Raw genomic sequence first — 25,445 nt, forward strand, 5'->3', positions numbered from 1 at the left:
AGGTGCCTTCTTCCTTGTAAACTTTATGACGGGTTATTTCATTTGTCCTTTAACTTCGTCAGCAAAGTTTTCTTCACGTTTTTCCATGCCTTCGCCTACTTCATAACGTACGAAGTCAACAAGTTTTCCACCTTTTGATTTTAAGAAAGCTTCAACTGTTTGATCTGGATCTTTAACGAAGTTTTGATCAACTGCACAAATTTCTTGAAGATATTTACGTAAACGACCTTCGACCATTTTTTCAACGATATTTGCTGGTTTACCTTCATTTAATGCTTGTTGCTTTAATACTTCTCTTTCATGATTGATTTCATCTTCACTAACTTGTTCAGAAGAAACATATTTAGGGTTAATAGCAGCAATGTGCATTGCCACATCTTTAGCTGCTTCTTCATCTGTAGAACCTTCAACTACTGATAATACACCAATGCGTCCACCCATGTGCAAGTATGCACCAAATGCATCGTTATCTGATTTTGATTTTACTGCGAAACGACGGATGCTTAGTTTTTCACCAATTGTTGAGATTGCTTCTTTCATTTTTTCATCAACAGAATGACCATTTGGTAATTTAGTTTCCATTAATGCATCTACTGACTCAGGTTTAGTATCAAGAATTTGATTAGCAATTTCTTTTACTAATTCTTGGAAACCTTCGTTACGTGCTACGAAGTCTGTTTCAGAGTTAATTTCAACGATAGCTGCTTCATTGCCTTTAACTTCAACATGTACTAAACCTTCTGCAGCGATACGGTCTGCTTTTTTAGCTGCTTTAGCAATGCCTTTTTCACGTAAGTAATCAATTGCTTTATCGATGTCACCATCAGTTTCAGTAAGCGCTTTTTTACAATCCATCATACCAGCGCCAGTTCTTTCGCGTAATTGTTTAACAAGTTTTGCTGAAATTGCCATTCATTATTCCTCCAATATTTTCATTGTAATAATCAATATACTTAAATATTACCATTATTAGTAGTGATATTTCCAATACTCTATTGTCATTTAAATATTTTTTCACTTTACTGCCGACTCAATCAATTTGATTTGAAAAAAAGGTGATAAGCATCACATCTTATCACCCATTTAAACTATTTCTTAGTTTGATTCAACAGAAGTGTTTTCTTCAGTTGTTTCTGCATCTTTAGCTTCTTCTTTTTCATCTAAATCGATGTTTTGCTCTGCAGCTACTTCTTCATTAGATACACCTTGTTGACCTTCTAAGACAGCATCAGCCATTTTACCAGTTAATAATTTAACGGCACGAATCGCATCATCGTTTGCTGGGATAACGTAATCAATTTCATCAGGATCACAGTTAGTGTCAACAATACCAACGATTGGAATATTTAATTTACGTGCTTCAGCAATCGCATTGCGCTCTTTACGAGGGTCAACAACGAATAATGCTTGAGGCATTGATTTCATATCACGGATACCGCCTAAGAATTTGATTAAACGGTCATATTCTTTTTTAAGTTCAACAACTTCTTTTTTAGGTAAAACGTCGAATAAACCATCTTCTTCCATCTTTTCGATTTCAGAGATACGTTTAATACGTTTAGAGATTGTTTTATAGTTTGTTAAGATTCCACCTAACCATCTTTGGTTAACGTAGAATTGTCCAGCACGTTCAGCTTCTGCTTTCACTGATTCTTGTGCTTGTTTTTTAGTACCTACAAATAAGACTTTACCGCCATCTTCAGATACTTGTTTAATGAAGTTATAAGCTTCTTCAACTTTCTTCACTGTTTTTTGTAAGTCAATGATATAAATACCATTTCTTTCAGTGAAGATATACTTTTTCATTTTTGGGTTCCAACGGCGTGTTTGGTGACCGAAGTGAACACCAGCTTCTAACAATTGTTTCATTGAAATAACTGCCATGTTTCATTTCCTCCTGTTTGGTTATTTACCTCCATAACAAACTAATATAAAGACAATCCTCGAATTGCACCCTTTATATATTCATTTATTATGTGTGTATTGGCTTTATAGCCGAAAATTAATATATCATAAATAGTACGTCAAAGCAATACTTGAGTACATATTTTGACATTTTAAATTTATCATATTGTGTATGACTTCCTTACTAATACGTTACTTTATTTATTTCGCTCTAATTCATCAAGAAATTTTTCTTTTTTAACTTTAATAAATGTACCCTTCATTCCTAAGGATCGAGATTCTATGACACCAGCACTTTCAAGTTTACGTAATGCATTGACAATAACTGAACGTGTGATGCCTACTCTATCTGCTACTTTAGATGCGATTAATAATCCTTCATTTCCGCCTAATTCTTCAAAAATATGTTCAATAGCTTCTTTTTCAGAATAAGATAAAGAATTGATAGCCATATTAATTGCTGCTTTATCACGCGCTTCTTTTTCTACTTCATTGTGTTTCTCACGTAAAATTTCCATACCAATGACTGTTGCAGCATATTCTCCTAGAACCAAATCGTTTTCATTAAAGTCATCTTTAACTCGACCTAAAACAAGCGTCCCAAAACGTTCTCCCCCACCTAATATTGGGAAAACAGTTGTTCTGCTATTAATAAATGTTTCTCTATCTTCTGGTGGGAAAACAGTCAACACGTTGTCTATATCTATATTAGATTGTGTTTGTTTTACTTCCATAAGTTGCTCTGTATATTCTTCTGGGATATGTTTGCTTTCTAACATTTGATTAATGCGTTCGCTTTTTAATAACTCATTTAAACTTGAACCTAATATCTTACCTCTTCGTGATACTATAAATACATTGGTTACAGTCACGTTACTAATCGTTTGTGCAACATCTTTAAAATCAACTGCAATACCTTTATGTTTTTGTAATAATGTGTTTAACTCTCTCGTTTTCGATAATAAGCTCATAATTTTTCTCCTTTATATATATTATAAAATAAATGCACTTAAATCTTTGTTTGTTGAAATAGACTTCAATTTTTCATCCACGTATTGCGGTGTAATATCGACGACTGCATTAGGCATATTTGGTGCTTCAAATGATAAGTCTTCAAGCATTTTTTCTAAAATTGTGTGTAAGCGACGTGCACCAATATTATCCGTATCTTGATTAACTTGATACGCAATTTCTGCCAATTTCGTAATAGCTCCATCTGTAAAGTTAACAGTTACTTCCTCAGTTTTCAATAATGCTTCATATTGTTTAACTAATGAAAGTTTAGGTTCAGTTAATATACGATAGAAATCATTAACCGTTAAACTTTCGAGTTCTACTCTAATTGGAAAGCGTCCTTGTAATTCTGGAATCAAATCGCTAGGTTTAGAGACATGAAACGCGCCAGCACCAATAAAGAGCATATGTTCAGTATTAACAGTACCATATTTAGTTTGAATCATGCTACCTTCAAGTATTGGTAAAATATCTCTTTGGACGCCTTGACGAGAAACATCTTGGCCACTACTTTGATTATTTGTAGCTACTTTATCAATTTCATCAATGAAGATAATCCCCATCTGTTCTGCAAGTTCTATTGCTTCTTGATTGGCTGTTTCTTGGTCGATAAGTTCATCGGCAAAATCATCGGCTAGAATATTTCTTGCTGTTTTTACTGGCACTTCTCGTTCAACCTTTTTCTTAGGCATCAGCTGATTCATCATGTCCTGCATTTGTTGATTTTGATTTGTACCAAGCATTCCTAAGGCCCCAGGATCTTGCTCTACTTTAATGCGCACCTTTTCGTCTTCGAGTTTTCCTGCTAGCAATTGCTGTCTTATTTCAGAGCGTTTAGTTTTAATTTCTTCTGTTGGTGGTTCTTCCTCATCTTCTTGGTTATTTCCAAAATTTGGAATGGCACCACCAAAAAGATTTTCTAAAGGATTATTGCCTTGTGCTGCTTTCTTCTTCATACTTGGAACTAGCAATTTAACTAATTTATCATTTGCTTTGGCCACAGCTTCATCTTTAACCATGGCTTTCTTTTGATTTTTAACTAATCTAACTGCTACGTCTACTAAATCTCTGACCATGCTTTCAACATCGCGTCCCACGTAGCCAACTTCAGTAAATTTTGTTGCTTCTACTTTGATAAACGGAGCACCAACAATTTTAGCCATGCGCCGAGCAATTTCCGTTTTACCCACACCAGTTGGCCCAATCATTAAAATATTTTTAGGCGCGATTTCTTGTTTTGTTTCTTCATCTAATAAACTTCGTCTGTAGCGATTTCTTAAAGCAATGGCTACTTTTCTTTTAGCATCATCTTGACCGACGATGTATTCATTAAGTTGAGAAACAATATCTTTGGGTGTAAGTTTAATCCCATTTGTATCCATTTTGTTACCTCCATCAATTTAACTCAAATCATGTGTAGTATTATTTTTATAGTGTTTCAACAATGATATTATCATTAGTAAAGACGCAAATGTCAGATGCTACTTTAAGACTTTCATAAGCCATTTCTTTAGCAGACAAATGTGCTGCATGGCGTTTTAATGCGCGACCAGCACTTAATGCGTAATTGCCACCTGAACCAATCGCAATAATGTCATCATCAGGTGCAATAACTTCTCCTGTACCACTCACCACTAAAATGCCACTTTTATCCATAACAATCAACATTGCCTCTAATTGGCGTAGTTGTTTATCACCACGCCATTCTTGGGCAAGCTCAACAGCTGCACGTTCTAAATTACCGCTAAATTGTTGTAATTTAGTTTCGAATTTTTCAAATAAGGTAAAGGCATCCGCGACACTTCCAGCAAATCCTGCTAAAACTTTATCATCATATAACCGTCTAACTTTTCGTGCTGTTTGTTTCATGATGACTTGTTGCCCTAGCGTCACTTGGCCATCCCCAGCCATTGCTGCTTCACCATTATGTCTTACAGCATATATTGTTGTTGCATGTATTGATGTACTCATTTAATTACGCTCCTTTTTTGCTCTAGGATGAGCATTTAAATACACTTTTCGTAATTGATCTTTTGAAACATGTGTATATCGTCCTGTCGTCGATAAATTAACATGTCCTAATAAAGACTGAACTGTCCGTAAATCTGCGCCTTGATTAAGCAAATGCGTTGCAAAGGTATGGCGTAGTTTATGAGGGTGTATGTCTGTAACACCCGCCGTACGTTTTACAATATCATTTAACACATAGCGCACACCACGTTCAGTTATCGGTTGTCCATTCATATTTACTAATAAAAATGGATGGTCATTCTGTTTTACAGGACCAAATTCTAATAAGTATTGTTCTATGCTTTGCTTACAAAACTCTCCAAAAGGAAGAAAACGCTCTTTGCTCCCTTTTCCTAGCACTTTAACTCCTGGCAATGTTAAATCAATGTCCATTTTCTTAATATGGACAAGTTCTGAAACACGCATTCCAGTAGAATAAAGCAATTCTAATATTACTCGATCACGTAATCCCTTTTTAGCATCGTGTAATACCGTTTCAAAAAGTGCATCCATTTCTGCCTCATAAAAAAATTGTGGTAAGTACTGCTCTTTTTTAGGGTGTACTAACTGCACAAATGGATTAATAACAGTTTCGTCCTGTGTCATCCAATATTCATAGAACGAACGCAACGTCGAAATTTTGCGTGAAACTGTTGTTCTTTTCAAATTTTTATTATACAAGTAGCTCAAGTAATTTCTAGCATCTTTATATTCAAACGTTGATAAAGTCAACATCTCTTGTGCTAAAAATTCATTGAATTGCATCAAATCATCATGATAGGACTTAATCGTATGGTCGGAGAAATTTCTTTCTACTTTTAACATATATAAAAACGCTTTCTGAATCTCGTTCAACAAAAATCCCCTCCATCATATGCATTGTAGCATATTACATGAAGGGGGCTAAAATAATTTGATATTTTATTCAAAATTTTTTGAGAATTTGTCAAAATTAGTTTACAATTTAAGACTTGTTTTTGTATAAATTATAATGTTTTTTTATACTTTTCAAGATATTCTAATGCACGGTTTGCAAGTGTTTCATACCGCTCTTTTTTATCTTTTATACGCTTTTCAAGCACCGGCAATAAGCCAAAATTAGCATTCATTGGTTGGAAGTTTTTGTCATTTTTCGCATGCGAAATATAATAAGCCATGCTACCAATCATCGTTTCTCTAGGGAAAATCACTTCACCTTTTGCAAGTAATTTATGTGCTAAATTGACGCCAGCAACAAGACCACTCGCCGCACTTTCAACATATCCTTCAACACCAGTCATTTGACCAGCAAATTGTATGTGTTCATTCCCAATAAGTTCATATTTTTCATTGAGTACATCCGGCGAATTAATAAAAGTATTTCTATGCATTACACCATATCTTACAATTTCAACATTTTCTAATCCTGGAATTAATTGAATAACCTCTTTTTGTGCGCCCCATTTCAAATGCGTTTGGAACCCTACAATATTGTAGAGCGTTCCTGCGGCATCATCTTGTCTGAGTTGCACAACTGCAAATGGGCGTTTCCCAGTCTTAGGATCTTCTAACCCAACCGGCTTCATTGGACCAAATAGTAATGTTTTACGCCCACGTTCTGCCATAACTTCAAATGGCATACATCCTTCAAAATATTTTTCTTTCTCAAATTCATTAACTGGCGCAACTTCTGCTGCTAATACCGCATCATAAAAACGGTTGAATTCTTCTTCAGTCATCGGACAATTTAAATAAGCAGCTTCACCTTTGTCATAACGTGATTTTAAGTATACTTTGTCCATATCAATTGAATCTTTTTCAATGATAGGTGCAGCAGCATCATAAAAATAAAGTTGATCTTTACCAGTTATATTAACGATTTCTTGCGCTAAACTTGAAGTTGTCAATGGTCCGGTGGCAATAATTGAATGCCCGTCAGGAATTTGTGTTATTTCTTCATTTAATACAGTTACATTGGGATGACTGCGTAATGCGTCGGTAACATAACCAGCAAAATCATGTCTATCTACTGCTAATGCACCCCCAGCAGGGACTTTAGCCTGATCCGCTGCTTTAATTATTAACGAATCAAGCCTTCTCATTTCTTCTTTTAACACGCCTACCGCATTTGTTAATGCATTTCCACGTAAAGAATTGGAACACACGAGTTCAGCAAATTTATCTGTATGATGCGCTGGTGTTTGTTTTACTGGTCTCATCTCTATTAAATTGACATTAATCCCGCGTTGGGCTAATTGATACGCAGCTTCAGAACCTGCAAGTCCAGCACCAATCACATTGACTGTTTGTGTCATTTCAATCCTCCTATTTTAGCCATACTTTATTTTAAGGCTTTATTGATAATACTATTTTTGAGCTTCTTCTTGATAATCACAATTAGAACAAACTACTTGACTACTGCGTCCTTTTTTCTTCTCTACTAAATAATGCTCACATTTTGGACAGTCTCTTCCAATTGGTTTATCCCATGAAATAAAATCACATTCTGGATAATTAGAACAACCATAAAATATGCGATTTTTCTTAGATTTTCTTTCAACAACATCGCCTTTTTTACAAGTTGGACATGTAACACCAATTGTTTTAACAATCGCTTTAGTGTTACGGCAATCTGGAAAATTAGAACATGCCATAAATTTGCCATAACGCCCCATTTTAATGACCATTGGAGACCCACATACTTCACAATCCTCGCCAGCAGGTTCATCTTTAATTTCTATTTTTTCCATTTCTTTTTCTGCTCTAGCGACATCTAGTTTAAAACTATTATAAAAGTCATCAATAACCTTGCGCCACTTCATATCGCCTTCCGCAATTTTGTCTAATAATGTTTCCATATTAACTGTAAATTCAACATCAATGATTTCAGGGAAGTATTCTTTCACTTGTTCATAGACAATTTCACCTAATTCTGTAGGCACAAAACGCTTACTATCTAATTTGACATAGTTACGTTTTTGGATTGTATCTATTGTTGGCGCATATGTTGAAGGTCGACCAATTTTTAATTCTTCTAACGTTTTGACTAATCTAGCTTCGGTATAACGTGGAGGTGGTTGAGTAAAGTGTTGTGCTGGCTCTATTTGAGTTGCAGTAACTTTATCTCCTTCTTTAAGATTTGGCAATTTATTTTCTTTATCATTTTCTTTATCGTCTTTTGCTTCTACGTATAATGTCATAAAGCCTTTAAATTTAATCGTTTGACCGTTCGCTCTAAATTTAATGTCATTTTGCGTTACATCTAAGGCAACGGTATCAAGTATCGCTGGGGCCATTTGGCTTGCAACAAAACGTTCCCAAATTAATTTGTACAAACGATGTTGATCTCTTGATAAATATGATTTCATTTCATTAGGCGTACGCATTGCACTTGTAGGACGAATTGCTTCATGGGCATCTTGGTCCCCCTGTTTACCTTTGGCTTGACGCTTAGATACATAATTGCTGCCATAATTCTCTGTAATATATGATTTAGCTTCATTTTTAGCAGCGTCTGATATTCTAGTAGAATCTGTACGCATATATGTGATTAAACCAACAGTACCTTGCCGTTTTAAATCTATACCTTCATATAATTGTTGTGCAATCATCATTGTTTTACGCGCTTTGAAATTTAATTTACGCGCTGCTTCTTGTTGCAATGTTGAAGTTGTAAAAGGTTGTGCTGGATTTCTAGTTTTTTCCTTTTTATTCACATTTGTTATTTCAAACTGGTCACCATCTAATTTAGCAGTTACTTTATTAACGTCATCTTTGTTTTGTAATTTAAATGGTTTATTTTTATAATGTAAAAATTTAGCCGTGAATTTGGATTTTTGATATCTAAATTCACCTTCAATTGTCCAATATTCTTCTGGTTTGAAATTGCGAATTTCATTTTCACGGTCTATGACTAATCTTAAAGCAACAGATTGTACACGCCCTGCTGACAATCCTTTTTTTACCTTTTTCCACAATACAGGTGAAATGTTATATCCTACAAGTCGATCTAAAATACGTCGTGCTTGTTGCGCATCAACTAAATCCATTTCAATATCTCGTGGATGTTTAAAGCTTTCTTTCACCGCATCTTTTGTAATTTCATTAAATACGACTCTATTTTCTTTTGAATCTTCAAGTTCTAATATGTTTGATAAATGCCAAGCAATCGCTTCACCTTCACGGTCGGGGTCACTAGCAAGAAAAACCTTTTTAGCTTTTTTCGCATGTTTCTTTAATTCCTTTACTACCGGCCCTTTACCGCGTATCGTTATATATTTCGGTTCAAAGTTATCATCAACATCCACGCCCATTTGGCTACGTGGTAAGTCACGTACGTGTCCCATTGAAGCGATAACTTTATATTTTTTACCTAGATATTTTTCAATGGTTTTTGCTTTTGCAGGCGATTCAACAATGACTAAATTATCTGCCAAAGTGATTTCCCCCTCGCTGAACTAATTACTAAAGATAAATGATAAACGCTTAATTTTGTTTTTGTCAATCTTTTAATGTTCTATTTTTCATTTTATAACGATATTGTTAAAAAAATTGCATAAATTAAGATACTATATTTTTTCTATCTGAGCACACATTATTTAATAATTTCAAAAAACTTTATTAATATCATAATCCATTAAAATATCTTCAGCTCCTGTAACAATACACGCTCCTTCTCGTGCACGATATAAATTACCTTGTGTAAGTGGATTAAATAGATCTCCTGGAAGAACATAAACATTTCTATTTTGGTCAAGTGCATGTGCGATTGTAATCTGACTACCACTACGTTTTTCAGCTTCGGTAATCAGTACACCTTTAGAAATACCGCTTATTAAGCGATTTCGTTGTGGAAAATGATATTTCGTTACTGGTTCGAAAGGTAAATATTCACTGATTGATAAGTGATGAGCTTCAATTTTTTGACGTAAAATATATGTTTCTTTAGGATAATGTGTGAGATGTCCAAATCCAAGCACTGCGATTGTCGCATGATGGTGTTGTATAGCTAATTCGTGTGCCATGCTATCGGCTCCTTTGGCTAAACCTGAAACAATCGTGAAACGACGATTAAATTGGCTAAATAAAAAGTCTAAAGCTTTGTAGGAATAACTTGTGGCTTTACGAGAACCGACAACGGCTAATGTAGTGTTTGAATTAAGGAGTGAAATATCACCACGATAAAATAGGATTGGTGGAAAATCATAAATTTCTTTTAATAAGGTAGAATAACATTGGCTATTGATAGTGATAAATTTGACAGAGGCATCGTATAATGATGTTAAAATATAATCTTCAGAAATCCGTTTGTATTGTGCAGCTATGTCTCCGAACCATTTTTTAATTTCTGTCTTCGATAATAAATTAAGTAAATCATCCTCTGAAAATGATAAAAAGTTAGGGTACCCATGTATAAGCCGTTGAAATTGAGGCGCTTGTATACCACTATAACGTAATTTTAATAAAACAATATCGTCCACTAGGCCACTTCCTTTTTTACTCATTATAACTTGCCAATGCAACAATCTATATCTCAATTGTTTAACAATTCTAGCTTTAATTTAATCTAATTGAAACAAGTAAAAATGCTTATTTCTATATCAGTTTCTTCTATTTAAATGACTGATTGTGATGCATCTACATAAAATAAACAGTCTAAAAATAAAAGTAACAGATTAAAATTGTGATGCCAAAACCTTTTCTTCAATATTATCTCCACAATATAGTTAATATGATATGAAACATCATTTGAAAGTATTAAAATTGAAGTTTCTATTGGCAGCCTATATTGACTCTTATTCATAAAACACCTCATTCATTTAGTTTATAAATGAGACAAAAAGGCCTTATTTAAAGGGGTCCCAACAGAGAGGATTTCGAGAAGAAATTCGACAAACAAAGCAAGTTGGGGTGGGGCCCCAACAAAGAGAATTTCGAAATGAAATTCGACAAACAAAGCAAGTTGGGGTTCGGCTATCTTCTATACAAGTCGATAATTCAAAGTCTTGTAAATAAAGAAGAACCTAAAACTTAATGATTGTGTTTTAGGCTCTTAACTCTATATTGGCAGTAGTTGACCGGATTGAAAATGCGCTTATAATAAGCTTATTTTAATTCTAGTCCATTTCATAAATTGTCCTATTTTCTTGAATAGAATTTATATAACCATGGTCGCAAAGGCTTAATGAAATCGCCAATATATTCCTCTACAAACGCATTAAAGCCTTTTTTAAATTGTTGCACACCATAATCCTCTGCCTGTGAACTAAAATCACCTGTTATACCATAAAAATTATAACGATGAATATGATGAGACTTGGCAAAACAAATCATATCCCATTGTAAACGATATGCCCCCATATATTGGTTATATTTAGGATTTGAACCACTTGATAAATAATACATCTCATGATTGTTATAGACATATAATGCAGCTGCTAAATCAAGAATATTACCATCTTCCTGTTGTAAATCTTGAGTTTTAGCAATATTTTTATCGATACTCGCTAATTGTTGTGTTAACTGTTGATATTTTGTTTTACTTTTCTTAGAATTTGGATTAATTTCTAAAGTTTCTTTTACATCGTTTAATAATACTATTAATTTTTGTCGTTGTTTTTCAAGCCGCGTCAAATAATCAGTTAAATTGATATACGCTAATTTAATGCATCCATTGTCATGATAAATCTTTTGCATTTCTTCAAAGTATGACTCTTCTCTGAAATTGAAGCCATGTTTTTCTTCAGCCATTTTAAACAATCGATAAAATCTATCCGTCTCTTCTATAGGTAAGGTAATGACTTCAACACCCATTTCAAAGGTTTTGTTAATATTACGTCTTGTTTGATACGACATTTCTTTTAACAATTGATCTTCAGATTTTTGTTGTAAATTAAGTACTGAATGCCATCTAATTTGGCTCATATCAGAGTATCCAACGCTAAAACCTTGATGTTCATATCCTAAACGATGCATCGTATCAATCAACTTTTCATTGTTATACGTATGAATAATTTCCCCCTCTGCATTACGAATATTTTCTAAAATATAAGGGTCAATAAGAACAAATAAACCACGCTGTTTCTTTAGGTAGCGCGTAAGATGCTTAAAGAAAAATTTAACAAGCGATAAGTCATTATAATCCATCACAGGTCCACGATGACTATAAAAATATTTAAATATTTTGAGTACCCGTGCTTCTGTTAATAGACATGCTGCTATAACTTCCCCATAAATATTTTTCACACCAACGAGATGAACCCCTTTATGCTGCTGCTTACGATATTCATATAGTTGTATTGATTGAGTATAATGTGAGAAGTGTTTTGATACATAGGTATTAAACTCCTCACAAGTCAAAGTTGTAAAATTCATTGTTCCCTACCTTTTATGCTTTTTTGTATGGTCTGATGAAATACATATCATAATCATAGTTATGAACTACCTTATGTGCGATATCAGCTCTTCTAGAATCACCACCATACCAGTTTTGATCTAAACTTTGAAATTTCATTAGTTTTCCATCATAATTGCCATTTAAAACTATCGCAGTATGACCAAAGCCTCCACCATATCGACCACTAAAAACAGCAACATCTCCTAGTTCTGCTTTAAAAGTAGGTGTATTTCTATATACCGTAGCTTCTCCTCTAAAGTTATTTGCAAAAGGTATATCTTTTGCTCCATATCCACGTAAGCCATGACCATATAAGTGATTCCAATAAACATTAACTAAATCAAAACATTGGTTACCATATGCACCATCAAAGTCCCAGCCTTTATAAGCTAAACTATTCAAATAATTAAGTGTACTAGAGCTATTATTTCTTCTATTGGTATTAGTACTAGAATTATTGCTTGAAATGAAAGGAACTTTCAAAACTTGCCCTATTAATATAAAATTAGGATTTTTAATATTATTTAATTTTTGTATTTTGGAAACAGTTGTATTAAATTTTTTTGCGATAGCTCCTAAATAATCTCCTTTTTTCACAACATAATTTTGAGTTCTTTCATTATAGTTTTCAGCAGATCTAAAACCGACTAAGCCACTATTACTAAATGTTTTATTCAACAATTGTTTTTGCGGTTTTTCTTTTGAATCTTTAGATTTAGTTATTTTGATATTAGTATTATTTCTATCTTTTCTATTTAAATAATCATTGGATAATTTAAATTTATTATTCTTTGTCGTCTTTTGATTATGTTTCGAGTCGCTATAATTCACTATAATATTTCTTTTTTTAGTTTTATTACCTATTAAATTTCCTTTTTTATTTTCATTATTAAAAACAGAAATTTTATTGTTAATAGTTTCTTTATAGCTTGCTTTATCGTCTACAGATTTTAGTGAATTTTTTTCAACTAAATTAATTGTATTATTTACATTAATATTCTTTTGACTATTTACAGTTTCTTCTGCTGCCCATGCATGATTTAATTCTCCTATCATTAGAAAACTAGCAAAAAAAATTAAGCTAGTTATCAATACTTTGGGATTGATAACTTTTTTACAATATAGTTGTTGTCTTTCCATGATGATCTACCTTCTTGTCAATATTGTCTACAATATTATAATATCACTTTAAGATATATAATCAACTTTGTAGTTTGTATATGTGACAAAAATAAAATCTAAGTATTACTCTTTAAGATTAAATGCCCAACAAAAAACAGATAGATGGCTTATTAGTCATCTATCTGCTAATCAAATATTATCTTTATTAGACAGTTATTTATCTATTGTTAATAATTGTTCATAAATGCCTGCTTCTTTAGCAGCTGCAATTAATGTTGTACCAATTTCAGATGGTGTATCAGCTGTTTTCACGCCACAGCTATTTAATGTTTTAATTTTTTCAGCTGCAGTTCCTTTTCCTCCTGAAATAATTGCACCAGCATGTCCCATACGTTTTCCTGGAGGGGCCGTTTGACCACCAACAAAACCAACAACTGGTTTAGTCATATTTGCTTTAATCCATTCTGCTGCTTCTTCTTCCGCAGTACCACCGATTTCACCAATCATAACAACCGCTTTAGTTTCTTCATCATCATTAAATGCCTTAAGTACATCGATAAAGTTTGTTCCATTAACTGGGTCACCACCAATGCCTACAGCAGTTGTTTGACCAATACCTTCTTCAGTTAATTGATGAACTGCTTCGTAAGTTAATGTCCCAGACCGTGATACGACACCAACATGACCTTTTTTATGAATATAGCCTGGCATAATACCAATTTTACATTCATCAGCAGTAATAACGCCTGGACAGTTTGGTCCAACTAGACGCGTTTTTCTGCCTTCTAAATATCGTTTCACTTTGACCATATCCACTACAGGAATATGTTCCGTGATACAGATTACCATATCTAAATCGGCATCTGCTGCTTCTAAAATAGAGTCTGCTGCAAATGGAGCTGGTACGTATACTACAGATACGTTAGCACCTGTCTCTTGTTTAGCTTCAGCTACAGTGTTATATACTGGTACGCCTTCAACAACTTGTCCACCTTTACCTGGTGTTACCCCTGCGACAATTTGTGTACCATAATCAAGCATTTGTTTTGTATGGAAAAGGGCAGTAGACCCTGTAATACCTTGCACCATTACTTTAGTATTCTTATCTATAAATACACTCATCTTAGTGTTCCCATCCTTTCCTTACGCTTCTTTAACAAGCTTAACAATTTTTTGAGCACCTTCAGCCATAGTAGCTGCTGGCTCGATTGCTAAACCTGAATCATTTAAAATCTCTTTACCGCGTTCAACATTCGTACCTTCTAAGCGCACAACTAATGGTAAAGTTAATTCTACTTCTTTCACTGCTGCTACAATACCTTCTGCAATAACGTCACATTTCATAATTCCTCCGAAAATGTTTACAAAGATACCTTTAACATTGTCATCACCTAAGATAATTTTAAAAGCTTCAGTAACTTTTTCTTTCGTAGCACCGCCACCTACGTCTAGGAAGTTAGCTGGATTTCCACCAAAATGATTAATTGTATCCATTGTTGCCATTGCTAAACCAGCACCGTTAACCATACAACCGATATCTCCATCTAATGCGATGTATGATAAGTCATATTTAGATGCTTCGATTTCTTTTGGATTTTCTTCTTCTAAATCACGCAATTCTTGAATATCTTTATGTCTGAATAATGCATTATCATCAAAGTTAATTTTAGCATCTAAAGCTAATACTTCACCGTCTCCAGTTGTTACCAACGGGTTAATTTCCACAATAGAACAATCTTTTTCTACAAATACGTTATATAAAGAAATTAAAAATTTTGCAGCTTTGTTGATAGATTCTTTAGGAATATTAATATTAAATGCAATTCGACGCGCTTGGTAAGGCGATAAACCTACCACTGGGTCAATCGTTTCTTTAAAGATTTTTTCTGGTGTTGTTGCAGCTACTTCTTCAATTTCAGTACCGCCCTCTTCAGAAGCCATTAAAGTGATACGATCGGTTGCACGGTCAATAACAAAACCGACATAATACTCTTTTTGAATATCGCAACCTTGTTCTATATATAAGCGTTTCACTTCTTTACCTTCTGGACCAGTTTGATGCGTTACCAATTGTTTACCTAATAATTCATTTGCGTATGTTTCAACTTCAGAAAGTGATTTAGCAATTTTAACACCACCTGCTTTACCTCTACCCCCAGCGTGGATCTGTGCTTTAACCACATATACATCTGAATTTAATTCTTTCGCTTTTTCCACCGCTTCTTTAGCAGTAAATGCGACACGTCCTTCTGGAACAGCTACGCCCATAGAACGAAATATTTCTTTACCTTGATACTCGTGGATATTCATCTTCCATCCTCCTGTTTCTTAGGTTAAGTTCTACTCAATTATAAAAAATGAAAGCGCTATTGTAAACTGTAAGTCATTTACTTTTTGCAATTTATTTAAAATTCTAATAATTATAACATAGATTTAACTGGTTCAAAGGTTCTTCGGTGTATAGGTGTGACACCATATTGTTTTAAACCTGCTAAATGTGCTTTTGTACCATATCCTACATTTTTATCAAATCCATAATATGGATATACTTGTGCGTAGTCACGCATTAAATGATCACGATATTCTTTTGCCATAATACTCGCTGCAGCAATGGATACACTTTTGGCATCTCCTTTGATGATAGCTGTTTGTGAAATCGTACTATCTATTGACATTGCATCAATTAATAAATGTGTTGGACGAACTTGTAGTTGATTAATAGCACGTTGCATCGCTACTTGCGTTGCTCTATAGATGTTTAATTGATCAATTTCAGCTGCTGAAGCAATTCCATAGGCATAACCCCTAACATTAGCCATTAAATCTTGATTCAGCTGTGCTCTATTGACCGCCGAAACTTTCTTTGAATCATTTAATCCTAAATAATGATGATTTGCATTTAAAATAACCGCACATGCAACTACTGGCCCAGCTAATGGACCTCGACCTACTTCATCGATACCACATATTATAGCGTCTGGTTGTTGCTGCAATATTTCTTGTTCATACTTCATCATTCTTTGATAATCCTGCTCTAACTTTAACTCTTTTTCAAGTTGGCGCTGTCTAACACGAATTGCTTGCTTTACACCTTTACGTTCATCAAGGTGTAAAGCATGATTTGAAAGTGCTTCTAATGTTGTTACCTTATTTAACTGAGCTTTAGCTTCTTTAATCGTTATTTTCATGTGCAATATCCCTTTTCATTTCTGAATATAAATCAAAACAGTAGGTACCCATTTTGGCATTACGTAAATCATTAATGAGCAATTCAATTACCGCTTCATAATCGACCTCGTTCCCTTTTTGTAATAATCCTCGACGCCGTCCAATTGCATCAAACCATTCCAAAATTGCTGCGTCTTCTTCTACAGAAATATGATAATGTTGGCGCAGTGTTTCGATATCATGTTGGATAAGAAAATTAAGTCCGAAGATAGCTACATCATCTAAATGTACAATACTATCTTTGATTGCACCTGTTAAGCTGAGCTTTTTACCTACAAGTTCATCTTCAAATTTTGGCCATAAAATACCTGGTGTATCAAGTAATTGCAATACTTTTCCAACTTTAATCCATTGTTGTTGCTTTGTAACACCTGGTTTATTACCTGTTTGCGCAATATTTTTGCGCGCGAGTTTATTAATTAATGTCGATTTCCCTACATTGGGTATGCCTACAATCATTGCCCTTATTGCTCTTGGTTTAAGACCTTTAGCTTGTTCTTTCGCAAATTTATCTTTGGTTGCTTCGATCGCTGCTGCTTCAACACCTTTTAAATTTTTACCATGTTTTGCATCTACAGCAACTGGATAGAATCCTTGTTCAACAAAATAGTGTTCCCACTTTGACATTTCTTTTAAGTTAGTCATATCTTTTTTGTTTAAAATAACCACACGTGGCTTTTGTTTGATGACATCATCTATCATTGGATTTCTTGAGCTATATGGTATTCTTGCATCTACTAATTCAAACACCACGTCTACTTTTTTTAGTTGTTCCGTCACTTCCCTTTTTGCTTTTGCCATGTGTCCTGGATACCATTGTATTGCCATCATTGTCACCTTACTTCCTATGTATTGTTAACTGCTTGATTAAACTGTATATTCACAGTGCTTCCCAACATTGAGAAAGAATTTATGTCAACTATCACTTTTATTTTATAGAATTTAACTGTAATAGTAAAAATTTAATGTTATGTTTAAATGCATATTCCTAAGTACAAATACTTTTCATCGTAACCAGCATCCCCTACAATTTAAACAGAGTCACAAAATCACAATAACAAATTGACTTAATCGAGGCTAAGTTATGACAAAAAAGTTACTCATGATTATGCTATTTTTAACACTTGCTATTATTGGACATACATATATTCTTTACCGCTTCATTCACGATGGTATTTTGTTTACTGGTCCAAATGATGGCATAGAACAAATGATTCCAATGCAAATGTATCTATATGACAAATGGAGTCAAGGTCAATTTTTCTATGCTACTGACTTTGGTCTAGGAGGAGACTTTTTTAGCGATTTAAGTTACTATTTTTCAACTAATTTATTGTTCATTATAAATGCCATCATAATATATATTACTAACTTAATAGTATCGTTACCTACCGGAAATGTTACTTTTTGGACCATAAATGCAATTGTTATATCAATTGTCAAAGCTACAATTGCGATGCTTGTTACATATTTATTTAGTATGCGAATTGTTAAACATCGAGTGAACAGTAGTTTAATTGCTTTTCTCTTTGTTATGTCACCATTGTATTATCGTTTTACTGTCTATTGGCCATTCTTTAGTGATGTATTTATCGGATTACCTTTATTACTTTATGCAATCGAACACATGCTACAACAAAAAAAGATAGGTCTGTTAATTTTAGCCATTACCATCATCATGATAAATAACTTTTATTTCGCCTATTACTTTTTACTCATTGGTGCAGGTTATTTGCTTATTCGCATCACCTTTGCACATAAAGATGATAGGATGAAACGCATAACAGCTTTATGGTTATCTGTATTGTGCGCGTTTCTAGGTTTAGCTAATGCCTTATTTATGTTTTATTATAGTGCTCAAAGTTATATTAACAATCGCCGTATTCCGTATAAAGATCATGTTCCTGTATTCGAATCTTTAAATATTAATAATAATATCTTTATTGACAATTACTTAATCATCTTGTTATTTATCACGATACAAGCATTGCTAACATTTAAGCTATATAAGCACTATTATTTTAGACTTTTTGCATTTTTAACGTGTATTACTATCCTTTTTAATTTTATGCCTATCGTAGATCAAATATTTAATGGTTTTTCGGCACCGCAAAAACGTTGGCATTTTTTACTAGCGTTTAATTCTGCAATGGTTATCGGGCTGTTTATAAAATATTTTAGTACAATTCGTATAAAAACGTATATATGGACAAATATTGTAGCACAATTAGCTGTTTTTATTAGCGTCATTGTTTATCATCAATATGTCCCTTGGTTAGTTTTAGTGCCCATAGTTTCTTTGATTGGATTATTCACTCTAATCATAAAAGATGCTACATCACGTTTAATAATAAAGCAGATTTATGTATTTTCCATTATTTCATTAAGCATTCTTGTTTCTGCTGTTTTTATTAAAAATCAAATTTATTTTAAAGATCACGAACAGCGTGCGAATAATATGTATATCCATTCTAGCCTATACAATTCTGAGTTACAACGACAGCTTTTATCATATATGACACATACAAAAGAGCCATGGGAGCGCATTGATTGGCGTGTCAATGAGCAAGATAATACACCTATGTATCAGAAGTTTAGAGGCTTAAGTCTGTATTCAAGTATTTTTCATCATAATATTTTAGATTTATATTATGATAACTTGAAAATTAATTTAGCTGAAGAATCATTAAGTCGTTATCAATCTACTAATGGACGTCAAAATATTGCAAGTTTATTCTCTGTTCGTTATATGATGTTAAAAGACTATCAAAATAATTTACCTGCCTATTTTCAAAAGATAAAATCAAGTGGACAATATGCCATATATGAAAATAAATTGAATTTACCTGCAGTGAAAGTGACCAACCATCTTTATAATGACCAGTCAATAAAAACTTCGATTGATAGAGAACATGCCATGTTAGATGGTGTCATTGTACATAATGGTGGAAACAATTATCATAAGCACAGTAAAAATTTATTAAATAAAGTTTCACAATCATCCCAACATATTCAATGCTTATCTAATAAACATATAAAAGTAAACAGCCAACAAGGTGGCACGATTAAATTACATTTACCCAAATCAATACGTCAACACTACACTGATTTTTATCTCACTATGTATATTAAACGTGGTCAACCCGATAGTAATTATAGTGTAGCTATCAATGGTTATGTTAATCACAGGTTGTATAATCAATCTACGTATCGCACAGGCGTCAACACACAATTGTATCGCACGCAACCTGATGAGAATGGTAATATTAGCATTCAGCTCACACCTTCTGGTACATTTGATATGAAGTTAATTTCGTTACATGGTGAAAATTATCATAAGTTAGTTCAGACGCATCGTCAAGCTAATTTTGACCATCGTTATCAAGATATTCACGATGGCGTTCGTATTACTTTAGCTCCACATTCACAAGGAATGGCGGTTGTTAATATACCTTATCGTAAAGGTATGATGGCGTATGTAGATGGTAAACGTATCAATCCAATCAGAGTAAACACCATGATGACAGGTATTCCTGTTAAGAAAAGTACAACTTCAATTATCATTAAATATTTACCACCACATTGGATAGTCATGCTGCTGTTATCATCAATAAGTATCCTTTGTAGCATAATGATCACACGTATTTTCACTAAAAAAAGGAAAGATGAGGAATAACGTGATGCAAAAAAGAACTGTTCAAGCGATGAAGACATTTGTAATGATCACTTTAATCTCATTTATAGCAACACTAATCATTTATTTTCCTTTTATTAAAGATTGGATAAGTAAGGGATATGTATTTAGTGGTGTTGGTGATGGTTTTAGACAAATGATGCCTTTTCAAATGTATTTATATGAACATTACACACAATTAAAAGGATTTTATGATCACTCATTTGGTTTGGGTGGCGATTATGTTAAAAGTCTTGCCTATTATTATTCGCTATCGCCAACAATGTGGTGTAACTTTATCATGATATGGTTGGGCGAACGCTTATTACATTGGAATCCTCATGTCATTGGATTTTGGCCATTCAATCAACTTATTGTTGCTTTAGGTCGTTCACTATTGACATTTATTTGTGCATTTTATTATTTTAGATATTTAAAATTAAAACAAGCACCCTTGATGATAGCCACGATTTTATATGGCGCATCAACTGTTGGTCTTTATTATAATTTCACGTGGTCATTTTATGGAGATTTATTAATTTTTTTACCACTCTCATTGTGGGGGATGGAAAGATTTTTTCAACGTGGTAAGATAGGCGTTTTTATCGTCGCAATAGCTATAACATTATTTTCTAATTTCTATTTTAGTTATTATCAAGCGATTGTTTTAGGAATATATTTCTTATTACGTATTATTTTTGAATATCGCTATGATATCGTTACACGTTGGCAAAAGTTTTATCTACTTATGTTTGGTACGATACTAGCACTATTTTCAAGTATCATTGGCTTTTATACGGGAGTATCATCCTTTTTAAATAATGACAGACAACAAAACTCTGATTTTAAAATCAGTCTGTTTACTGATTTAACACAGGATAATTATTATATTTTTTCTAATGGCTTTTACATCACAATTTCGATTATTGCACTTGTCGCTTTGTTGAGCTTCAAGTTGTATAAGCATTATTATTATAAATTATTCGCAATCATCACTTGGTTTTTATTAATCGGATCATTAACACAATATTTTGATAGCGCATTTAATGGCTTTTCATTGCCTCAAAGGCGTTGGGTATACTTCTTAGTGCTTTCAACAAGTGCTTTAATGGCTTTACATATCCAACATATATCAGAATTATCGATAAAACAGTATTGCTTTGCTGCTATTCCTGTATTTATCTTTGGCTTATGTCGATATCTATTTGCGGAACATTTTGTCAATTGGATGCTAATCTCACTCATACTTATTATTATCTTAGCCTTGTTAGTTTGGAGAAAAAAATGGCTTTATCATCCATTGGTTTTACTTGGTATCGTTGTCATCTTCTTTGTTCAACAAGTCGTGATGACAATTGAATCAAGTAAACGTACGATAGGTCCATACTCAACGACGATGTCAACAATCACAGATCCAAGTTATTATAATACGAAGCTTGCAAAAGTAATTCAGCAGATTAATCACAAAAATAACAATCCACTACATCGTATTGATTATATGTCATTCTATGCTTTAAACTCACCATTTATTTATCATTATAACGGCATATCCTTATATTCAAGTATTTTTGATGGAAGTATCTTAAACTACTATGATCATCTTATGCAAATCAATATGCCGGTTGATAAAAATAGTACATATCGTTATTTGAGTAATCGTGCGAATTTAGAAGCACTCTGGAATGTTCAAGATCGTTTTAGACATCCAAATGATCTCAATATACCCTATGGATTTAAAAAGATAGACACTATTAAAAACGGTAATGATACATTAATCCATTCTAAAAACACAATAAATTATCCTGCAACTCATGTAACAAATAAAGTATTTAATGCGTCAGATTTAAAATCACCGTTAGATAGAGAGCAAGCCATGTTACAAGGCATCGTCCCTAGTGATGGTTCAATTAAAGCAAACACAGCGTTTAAAGCTAATCAAAATTTAATAGATGAAGCAAAGCGGTCTACTCATAATGCAACTTGGCTAAATCATTCTCGTTTAAAAGTAGATAAAAATAACGGTGGCGTTACGTATACTTTACCTAAAAACGTAGCTAAAAAATATAAAGATTTATATGTTGAAATGGATGTTGAGTTGCTCACACCTGATAAAAATCATGAAGTTGGTGTAAATGAATATGTCCAAGATCGTAATGAATTAACTTACAAATATCGTCGCTTTGTTACACCGGTCACGATGCGTATAAAAGCGGCTGATAAGCTAAATATACATCTATCTCAAGGAACTTATCGCTTATCAGTTAAAGGAATATATGGCGAAGATTATTCGTCCTTGCAACAATCAGCAAAAGACTTAAAAGCTGTTAGTGTAAAAGAAAATAAAAACGGTTATACGATTTCGAAATCAAAATCAACATCTGGCTATGTCGTTCTCCCTATGGTTTATGCAGATGGCATGAAGGCTACTGTGAATGGTCGCAACGAAGATGTTAAGAAAGTAAATGGTATTATGACAGCAATTCCAGTTAACAAAGGAGACACAAATATCAGATTAACCTATACACCTCCACACTGGCATTTACTTTTCATCATGAGTATACTTGGAATATTTTTAAGTATTGCATTTCGTTTTTGGGTTAAAAGAAAAGTATAACAAACCGGGACAGAAAACCTAAAATTTATAAGGACTAAATATTAACATGTATCTGTGACTTTTTTATTCTATGAGCACTTTTATAGCCTATTTCAAATTGAAAAACTTCCAGCCTCTGCAAACCATACATGAGGTTGGAAGTTCTTGTATATGACAAGCATTACACTAACCCTTGTCTTATCATTACTTTCGATATGCTGATTAACGAATTTCTTGGATTCTAGCAGCTTTACCACGTAAATTACGTAAGTAGTATAATTTAGCACGACGAACTTTACCACGACGTTTAACTTCGATTTTTTCGATTTTTGGCGTGTGTAATGGGAAAGTACGTTCCACACCAACACCTGAAGAAATTTTACGAACTGTAAATGTTTCAGAAATTCCTCCACCACGGCGTTTAATTACAACACCTTCGAAAACTTGGATACGTTCACGTGAACCTTCAATAATACGTACGTGTACACGTAAAGTGTCACCTGTACGGAATGAAGGTAAATCTGTACGTAATTGTGATTTTGTTACTGCTTCAATTAACTTATGATTACTCATTATAATTTCTCTCCTTCAACCTATGTTCTTGCCTAGACAAAAGTATAGCAGCGGATCATAGTGATTTTTAGTGTCTTTTCACACTTAAACTATGTTAGCACATGGTCAGCCTTTTTTCAATTGCTTTTTAAAGCTTTCTATTATTTCTTTATCTTGTTCACTTAGAGGATAAGCCATTAATAAATCCGGACGCTTAAGATATGTGCGTATAAGTTTTTGTTTGTGTCTCCATTTTTCAATGTGTGCATGATTTCCTGATAATAATACGTCGGGTACAGTCATACCTTGAAATTCTCTTGGACGCGTGTATTGTGGGAATTCTAGTAAGCCATCTGAAAACGAGTCGTCTTGATGAGATTGTTGGTTACCAAGGACACCAGGAATTAAGCGCACAATAGCGTCCGTCATAGTCATAGCTGGTAGCTCACCACCTGTTAAGACATAATCACCCATAGAAATTTCATCTGTAACAAGATGTTCTCGAATACGTTCATCATATCCTTCGTAATGACCACAAATAAAGACAATATGCTCAGTCGAGCTTAGTTCTTGCGCAATCTTTTGTGTAAATGGACGCCCTTGAGGACACATCAGGATAACACGTGTCTCATCATTATGCTGAATATCTTTCATTGCATTGAACACAGGTTCTGGCTTCAGCACCATACCTTGCCCACCACCAAAAGGGTAGTCATCAACTTGATTATGTTTATTGACTGCATAATCTCTAAAATTAATTGTATTCACATTGATGATTCCTTTATCCTGTGCACGTTTTAAAATCGAATGGTTAAGCACGCCTTCAAACATTTCGGGGAATAACGTTAAATAATCAATTTTCATTAATCTAACAACCCTTCTAACGGTGTGATCATAATCGTTTTATTTTCAATATCAACATCTTTAACTACATCAGCAATATAAGGAATCATATATTCCTTATCGCCTTTTACTACCCAGACATCATTCGCACCGGTTTCAATAATATTTGTGACACGCCCAATAGGTATTTCTCCATTAAAAACCGTACATCCTATGATGTCAGAATAATAAAATTCATGCTCTGCTAATTCAATGCCTTCATGGTCTCGCTCTTGATACAAATAGTCCCCTTTATATAATTCAACATCATTGATATTATCAAATCCTTCAAACTTTAGCATGTGGAAGCCTTTATGAATACGATATGATGTCACTGTTAACTCAACATTGTCGTTATTGTGCTTTAAGGTTAATACTTCTCCTGGTTGAAAACGCGTATCTGTAAAATCAGAATGAGATTTTACTTTTACTTCGCCCTTAATACCATGCGTATTTACAATCTGTCCAACTTCAACTTGCATTATCTTCGCTCCCTCGGTCATTAAAGTTATGAACGCCGCTAACTATATACTTTTACCTTTTTAAAATAGGCCGAGACAGTTATGTTTGTCCCGGCCTTTATAAAATTCAGCAATTATAGTACAAGCTAATTATTTAGCGTGTTTTTGTTCGTCAAATTTTTTCATAATACCTTCTTTTGATAAAATATTATGAACTGTATCTGTTGGTTTTGCACCATCTTTTAACCATTTTAATGCTAATTCTTCATCGATTTTAACTTCTGGTGCATTAACATGTGCTGGATTGTAAGTACCGATTTGTTCGATAATACGTCCATCACGTGGTGCACGTGCATCTGCTACTACGATACGATAAAATGGATTTCTTTTAGAACCTAAACGTGTTAAACGAATTTTAACTGCCATTGATAAAACGCTCCTTTAAATTTCAATATTTATTTTCTACAAGAATAAATATTAACAGGTCTATTATACTTTGTAAAGAGTTTTTTCTTTACCAATTTTAACTCTGTAAATGTATCTCACTTTTTTGACCAATGTGCTATTAAAAGTGTTGTTATCATAAAGCTTAAATCATCTGTTAAATTTGAAGATAATATTATCTCAATG

At 33.4% G+C, this 25,445-nt stretch carries 21 protein-coding genes; 2 read left to right on the top strand and 19 right to left on the bottom strand.

The genetic code is table 11. The features are described 5' to 3' along the window. Positions 1-33: 33 nt before the first annotated feature. The 15 genes from tsf to ylqF all read right to left on the bottom strand — a co-directional run bounded on the left by tsf (position 34) and on the right by ylqF (position 17,482). Positions 34-912: a translation elongation factor Ts gene (tsf, locus tag CD041_RS03605; protein WP_070648622.1), complete on the bottom strand. Its 879-nt coding sequence runs from the start codon at positions 910-912 to the stop codon at positions 34-36. A gap of 183 nt (positions 913-1,095) precedes the next feature. Then, positions 1,096-1,884 (bottom strand): 30S ribosomal protein S2, encoded by a 789-nt coding sequence (gene rpsB / locus CD041_RS03610; protein ID WP_002459289.1) that lies wholly within the window; start codon positions 1,882-1,884, stop codon positions 1,096-1,098. 218 nt (positions 1,885-2,102) lie between these two features. After that, entirely contained in the window at positions 2,103-2,876 is a 774-nt protein-coding gene (gene codY, locus CD041_RS03615; RefSeq protein WP_002459290.1) for a GTP-sensing pleiotropic transcriptional regulator CodY, read from the bottom strand. Positions 2,877-2,897: 21 nt separating this feature from the next. Beyond that, positions 2,898-4,301, bottom strand: coding sequence for an ATP-dependent protease ATPase subunit HslU (gene hslU, locus CD041_RS03620; protein ID WP_002478282.1), 1,404 nt, complete (start codon positions 4,299-4,301; stop codon positions 2,898-2,900). 46 nt (positions 4,302-4,347) lie between these two features. Next, entirely contained in the window at positions 4,348-4,890 is a 543-nt protein-coding gene (hslV, locus tag CD041_RS03625) for an ATP-dependent protease subunit HslV (protein WP_002459292.1), read from the bottom strand. Then, on the bottom strand, positions 4,891-5,784 hold the full coding sequence (gene xerC, locus CD041_RS03630) for a tyrosine recombinase XerC (RefSeq protein WP_002459293.1): 894 nt from the start codon (positions 5,782-5,784) through the stop codon (positions 4,891-4,893). Between the two features lie 131 nt (positions 5,785-5,915). Then, a complete protein-coding gene (trmFO, locus tag CD041_RS03635) occupies positions 5,916-7,223 on the bottom strand; it encodes an FADH(2)-oxidizing methylenetetrahydrofolate--tRNA-(uracil(54)-C(5))-methyltransferase TrmFO (RefSeq protein ID WP_002459294.1) in 1,308 nt (435 codons plus the stop codon). A gap of 51 nt (positions 7,224-7,274) precedes the next feature. Then, positions 7,275-9,350 (bottom strand): type I DNA topoisomerase, encoded by a 2,076-nt coding sequence (gene topA / locus CD041_RS03640; protein ID WP_176744575.1) that lies wholly within the window; start codon positions 9,348-9,350, stop codon positions 7,275-7,277. 165 nt (positions 9,351-9,515) lie between these two features. After that, positions 9,516-10,388 carry a DNA-processing protein DprA gene (gene dprA / locus CD041_RS03645; RefSeq protein WP_141750749.1) on the bottom strand — a complete coding sequence of 291 codons (873 nt, stop codon included), beginning with the start codon at positions 10,386-10,388 and terminating at the stop codon, positions 9,516-9,518. Between the two features lie 658 nt (positions 10,389-11,046). Continuing rightward, complete coding sequence (locus CD041_RS03650) at positions 11,047-12,282, bottom strand: aminoacyltransferase (protein ID WP_037545870.1); 1,236 nt, start codon at positions 12,280-12,282, stop codon at positions 11,047-11,049. 13 nt (positions 12,283-12,295) lie between these two features. Continuing rightward, entirely contained in the window at positions 12,296-13,444 is a 1,149-nt protein-coding gene (locus CD041_RS03655) for a CHAP and LysM peptidoglycan-binding domain-containing protein (RefSeq protein ID WP_070648624.1), read from the bottom strand. Between the two features lie 195 nt (positions 13,445-13,639). After that, the gene (gene sucD, locus CD041_RS03660; protein ID WP_002478289.1) at positions 13,640-14,548 is read right to left on the bottom strand and encodes a succinate--CoA ligase subunit alpha; all 909 of its coding nucleotides are present in this window, start codon (positions 14,546-14,548) and stop codon (positions 13,640-13,642) included. 21 nt (positions 14,549-14,569) lie between these two features. Then, positions 14,570-15,736, bottom strand: coding sequence for an ADP-forming succinate--CoA ligase subunit beta (gene sucC, locus CD041_RS03665; RefSeq protein WP_070648626.1), 1,167 nt, complete (start codon positions 15,734-15,736; stop codon positions 14,570-14,572). Between the two features lie 110 nt (positions 15,737-15,846). Continuing rightward, entirely contained in the window at positions 15,847-16,614 is a 768-nt protein-coding gene (gene rnhB / locus CD041_RS03670) for a ribonuclease HII (RefSeq protein WP_002478291.1), read from the bottom strand. Next, on the bottom strand, positions 16,598-17,482 hold the full coding sequence (ylqF, locus tag CD041_RS03675) for a ribosome biogenesis GTPase YlqF (protein ID WP_002493074.1): 885 nt from the start codon (positions 17,480-17,482) through the stop codon (positions 16,598-16,600). Before ylqF ends, rnhB begins: the two co-directional genes overlap by 17 nt. A gap of 256 nt (positions 17,483-17,738) precedes the next feature. On the opposite strand from ylqF, the gene CD041_RS03680 reads away from it, so the two are divergent. Then, the gene (locus CD041_RS03680) at positions 17,739-20,330 is read left to right on the top strand and encodes a YfhO family protein (protein ID WP_080606588.1); all 2,592 of its coding nucleotides are present in this window, start codon (positions 17,739-17,741) and stop codon (positions 20,328-20,330) included. Further along, on the top strand, positions 20,320-22,941 hold the full coding sequence (locus tag CD041_RS03685; protein WP_070648630.1) for a YfhO family protein: 2,622 nt from the start codon (positions 20,320-20,322) through the stop codon (positions 22,939-22,941). Before CD041_RS03680 ends, CD041_RS03685 begins: the two co-directional genes overlap by 11 nt. A 201-nt stretch (positions 22,942-23,142) precedes the next feature. Here the strand turns inward: CD041_RS03685 and rplS are convergent, their stop codons facing one another. The 4 genes from rplS to rpsP all read right to left on the bottom strand — a co-directional run bounded on the left by rplS (position 23,143) and on the right by rpsP (position 25,241). Then, positions 23,143-23,493: a 50S ribosomal protein L19 gene (rplS, locus tag CD041_RS03690; RefSeq protein ID WP_002459304.1), complete on the bottom strand. Its 351-nt coding sequence runs from the start codon at positions 23,491-23,493 to the stop codon at positions 23,143-23,145. Between the two features lie 105 nt (positions 23,494-23,598). Then, positions 23,599-24,336, bottom strand: a complete 738-nt coding sequence (trmD, locus tag CD041_RS03695; protein WP_002459305.1) for a tRNA (guanosine(37)-N1)-methyltransferase TrmD — start codon at positions 24,334-24,336, stop codon at positions 23,599-23,601. Beyond that, entirely contained in the window at positions 24,336-24,836 is a 501-nt protein-coding gene (rimM, locus tag CD041_RS03700; RefSeq protein ID WP_070648632.1) for a ribosome maturation factor RimM, read from the bottom strand. The genes trmD and rimM overlap by 1 nt, the downstream gene beginning before the upstream one ends. Positions 24,837-24,965: 129 nt before the next feature. After that, positions 24,966-25,241: a 30S ribosomal protein S16 gene (gene rpsP / locus CD041_RS03705; protein WP_002459307.1), complete on the bottom strand. Its 276-nt coding sequence runs from the start codon at positions 25,239-25,241 to the stop codon at positions 24,966-24,968. Between the last annotated feature and the right edge of the window lie 204 nt (positions 25,242-25,445).

The organism is Staphylococcus lugdunensis (assembly GCF_002901705.1).
GTDB classification, from domain to species: domain Bacteria; phylum Bacillota; class Bacilli; order Staphylococcales; family Staphylococcaceae; genus Staphylococcus; species Staphylococcus lugdunensis.

Excerpts from the sequence above, each read along its gene's own strand:
- tsf (WP_070648622.1), bottom strand. The coding sequence starts at position 912 with ATGGCAATTTCAGCAAAACTTGTTAAACAATTACGCGAAAGAACTGGC.
- rpsB (WP_002459289.1), bottom strand. The coding sequence starts at position 1,884 with ATGGCAGTTATTTCAATGAAACAATTGTTAGAAGCTGGTGTTCACTTC.
- codY (WP_002459290.1), bottom strand. The coding sequence starts at position 2,876 with ATGAGCTTATTATCGAAAACGAGAGAGTTAAACACATTATTACAAAAA.
- hslU (WP_002478282.1), bottom strand. The coding sequence starts at position 4,301 with ATGGATACAAATGGGATTAAACTTACACCCAAAGATATTGTTTCTCAA.
- hslV (WP_002459292.1), bottom strand. The coding sequence starts at position 4,890 with ATGAGTACATCAATACATGCAACAACAATATATGCTGTAAGACATAAT.
- trmFO (WP_002459294.1), bottom strand. The coding sequence starts at position 7,223 with ATGACACAAACAGTCAATGTGATTGGTGCTGGACTTGCAGGTTCTGAA.
- CD041_RS03650 (WP_037545870.1), bottom strand. The coding sequence starts at position 12,282 with ATGAATTTTACAACTTTGACTTGTGAGGAGTTTAATACCTATGTATCA.
- CD041_RS03655 (WP_070648624.1), bottom strand. The coding sequence starts at position 13,444 with ATGGAAAGACAACAACTATATTGTAAAAAAGTTATCAATCCCAAAGTA.
- sucD (WP_002478289.1), bottom strand. The coding sequence starts at position 14,548 with ATGAGTGTATTTATAGATAAGAATACTAAAGTAATGGTGCAAGGTATT.
- sucC (WP_070648626.1), bottom strand. The coding sequence starts at position 15,736 with ATGAATATCCACGAGTATCAAGGTAAAGAAATATTTCGTTCTATGGGC.
- rnhB (WP_002478291.1), bottom strand. The coding sequence starts at position 16,614 with ATGAAAATAACGATTAAAGAAGCTAAAGCTCAGTTAAATAAGGTAACA.
- ylqF (WP_002493074.1), bottom strand. The coding sequence starts at position 17,482 with ATGGCAATACAATGGTATCCAGGACACATGGCAAAAGCAAAAAGGGAA.
- CD041_RS03680 (WP_080606588.1), top strand. The coding sequence starts at position 17,739 with ATGACAAAAAAGTTACTCATGATTATGCTATTTTTAACACTTGCTATT.
- CD041_RS03685 (WP_070648630.1), top strand. The coding sequence starts at position 20,320 with ATGAGGAATAACGTGATGCAAAAAAGAACTGTTCAAGCGATGAAGACA.
- rplS (WP_002459304.1), bottom strand. The coding sequence starts at position 23,493 with ATGAGTAATCATAAGTTAATTGAAGCAGTAACAAAATCACAATTACGT.
- trmD (WP_002459305.1), bottom strand. The coding sequence starts at position 24,336 with ATGAAAATTGATTATTTAACGTTATTCCCCGAAATGTTTGAAGGCGTG.
- rimM (WP_070648632.1), bottom strand. The coding sequence starts at position 24,836 with ATGCAAGTTGAAGTTGGACAGATTGTAAATACGCATGGTATTAAGGGC.
- rpsP (WP_002459307.1), bottom strand. The coding sequence starts at position 25,241 with ATGGCAGTTAAAATTCGTTTAACACGTTTAGGTTCTAAAAGAAATCCA.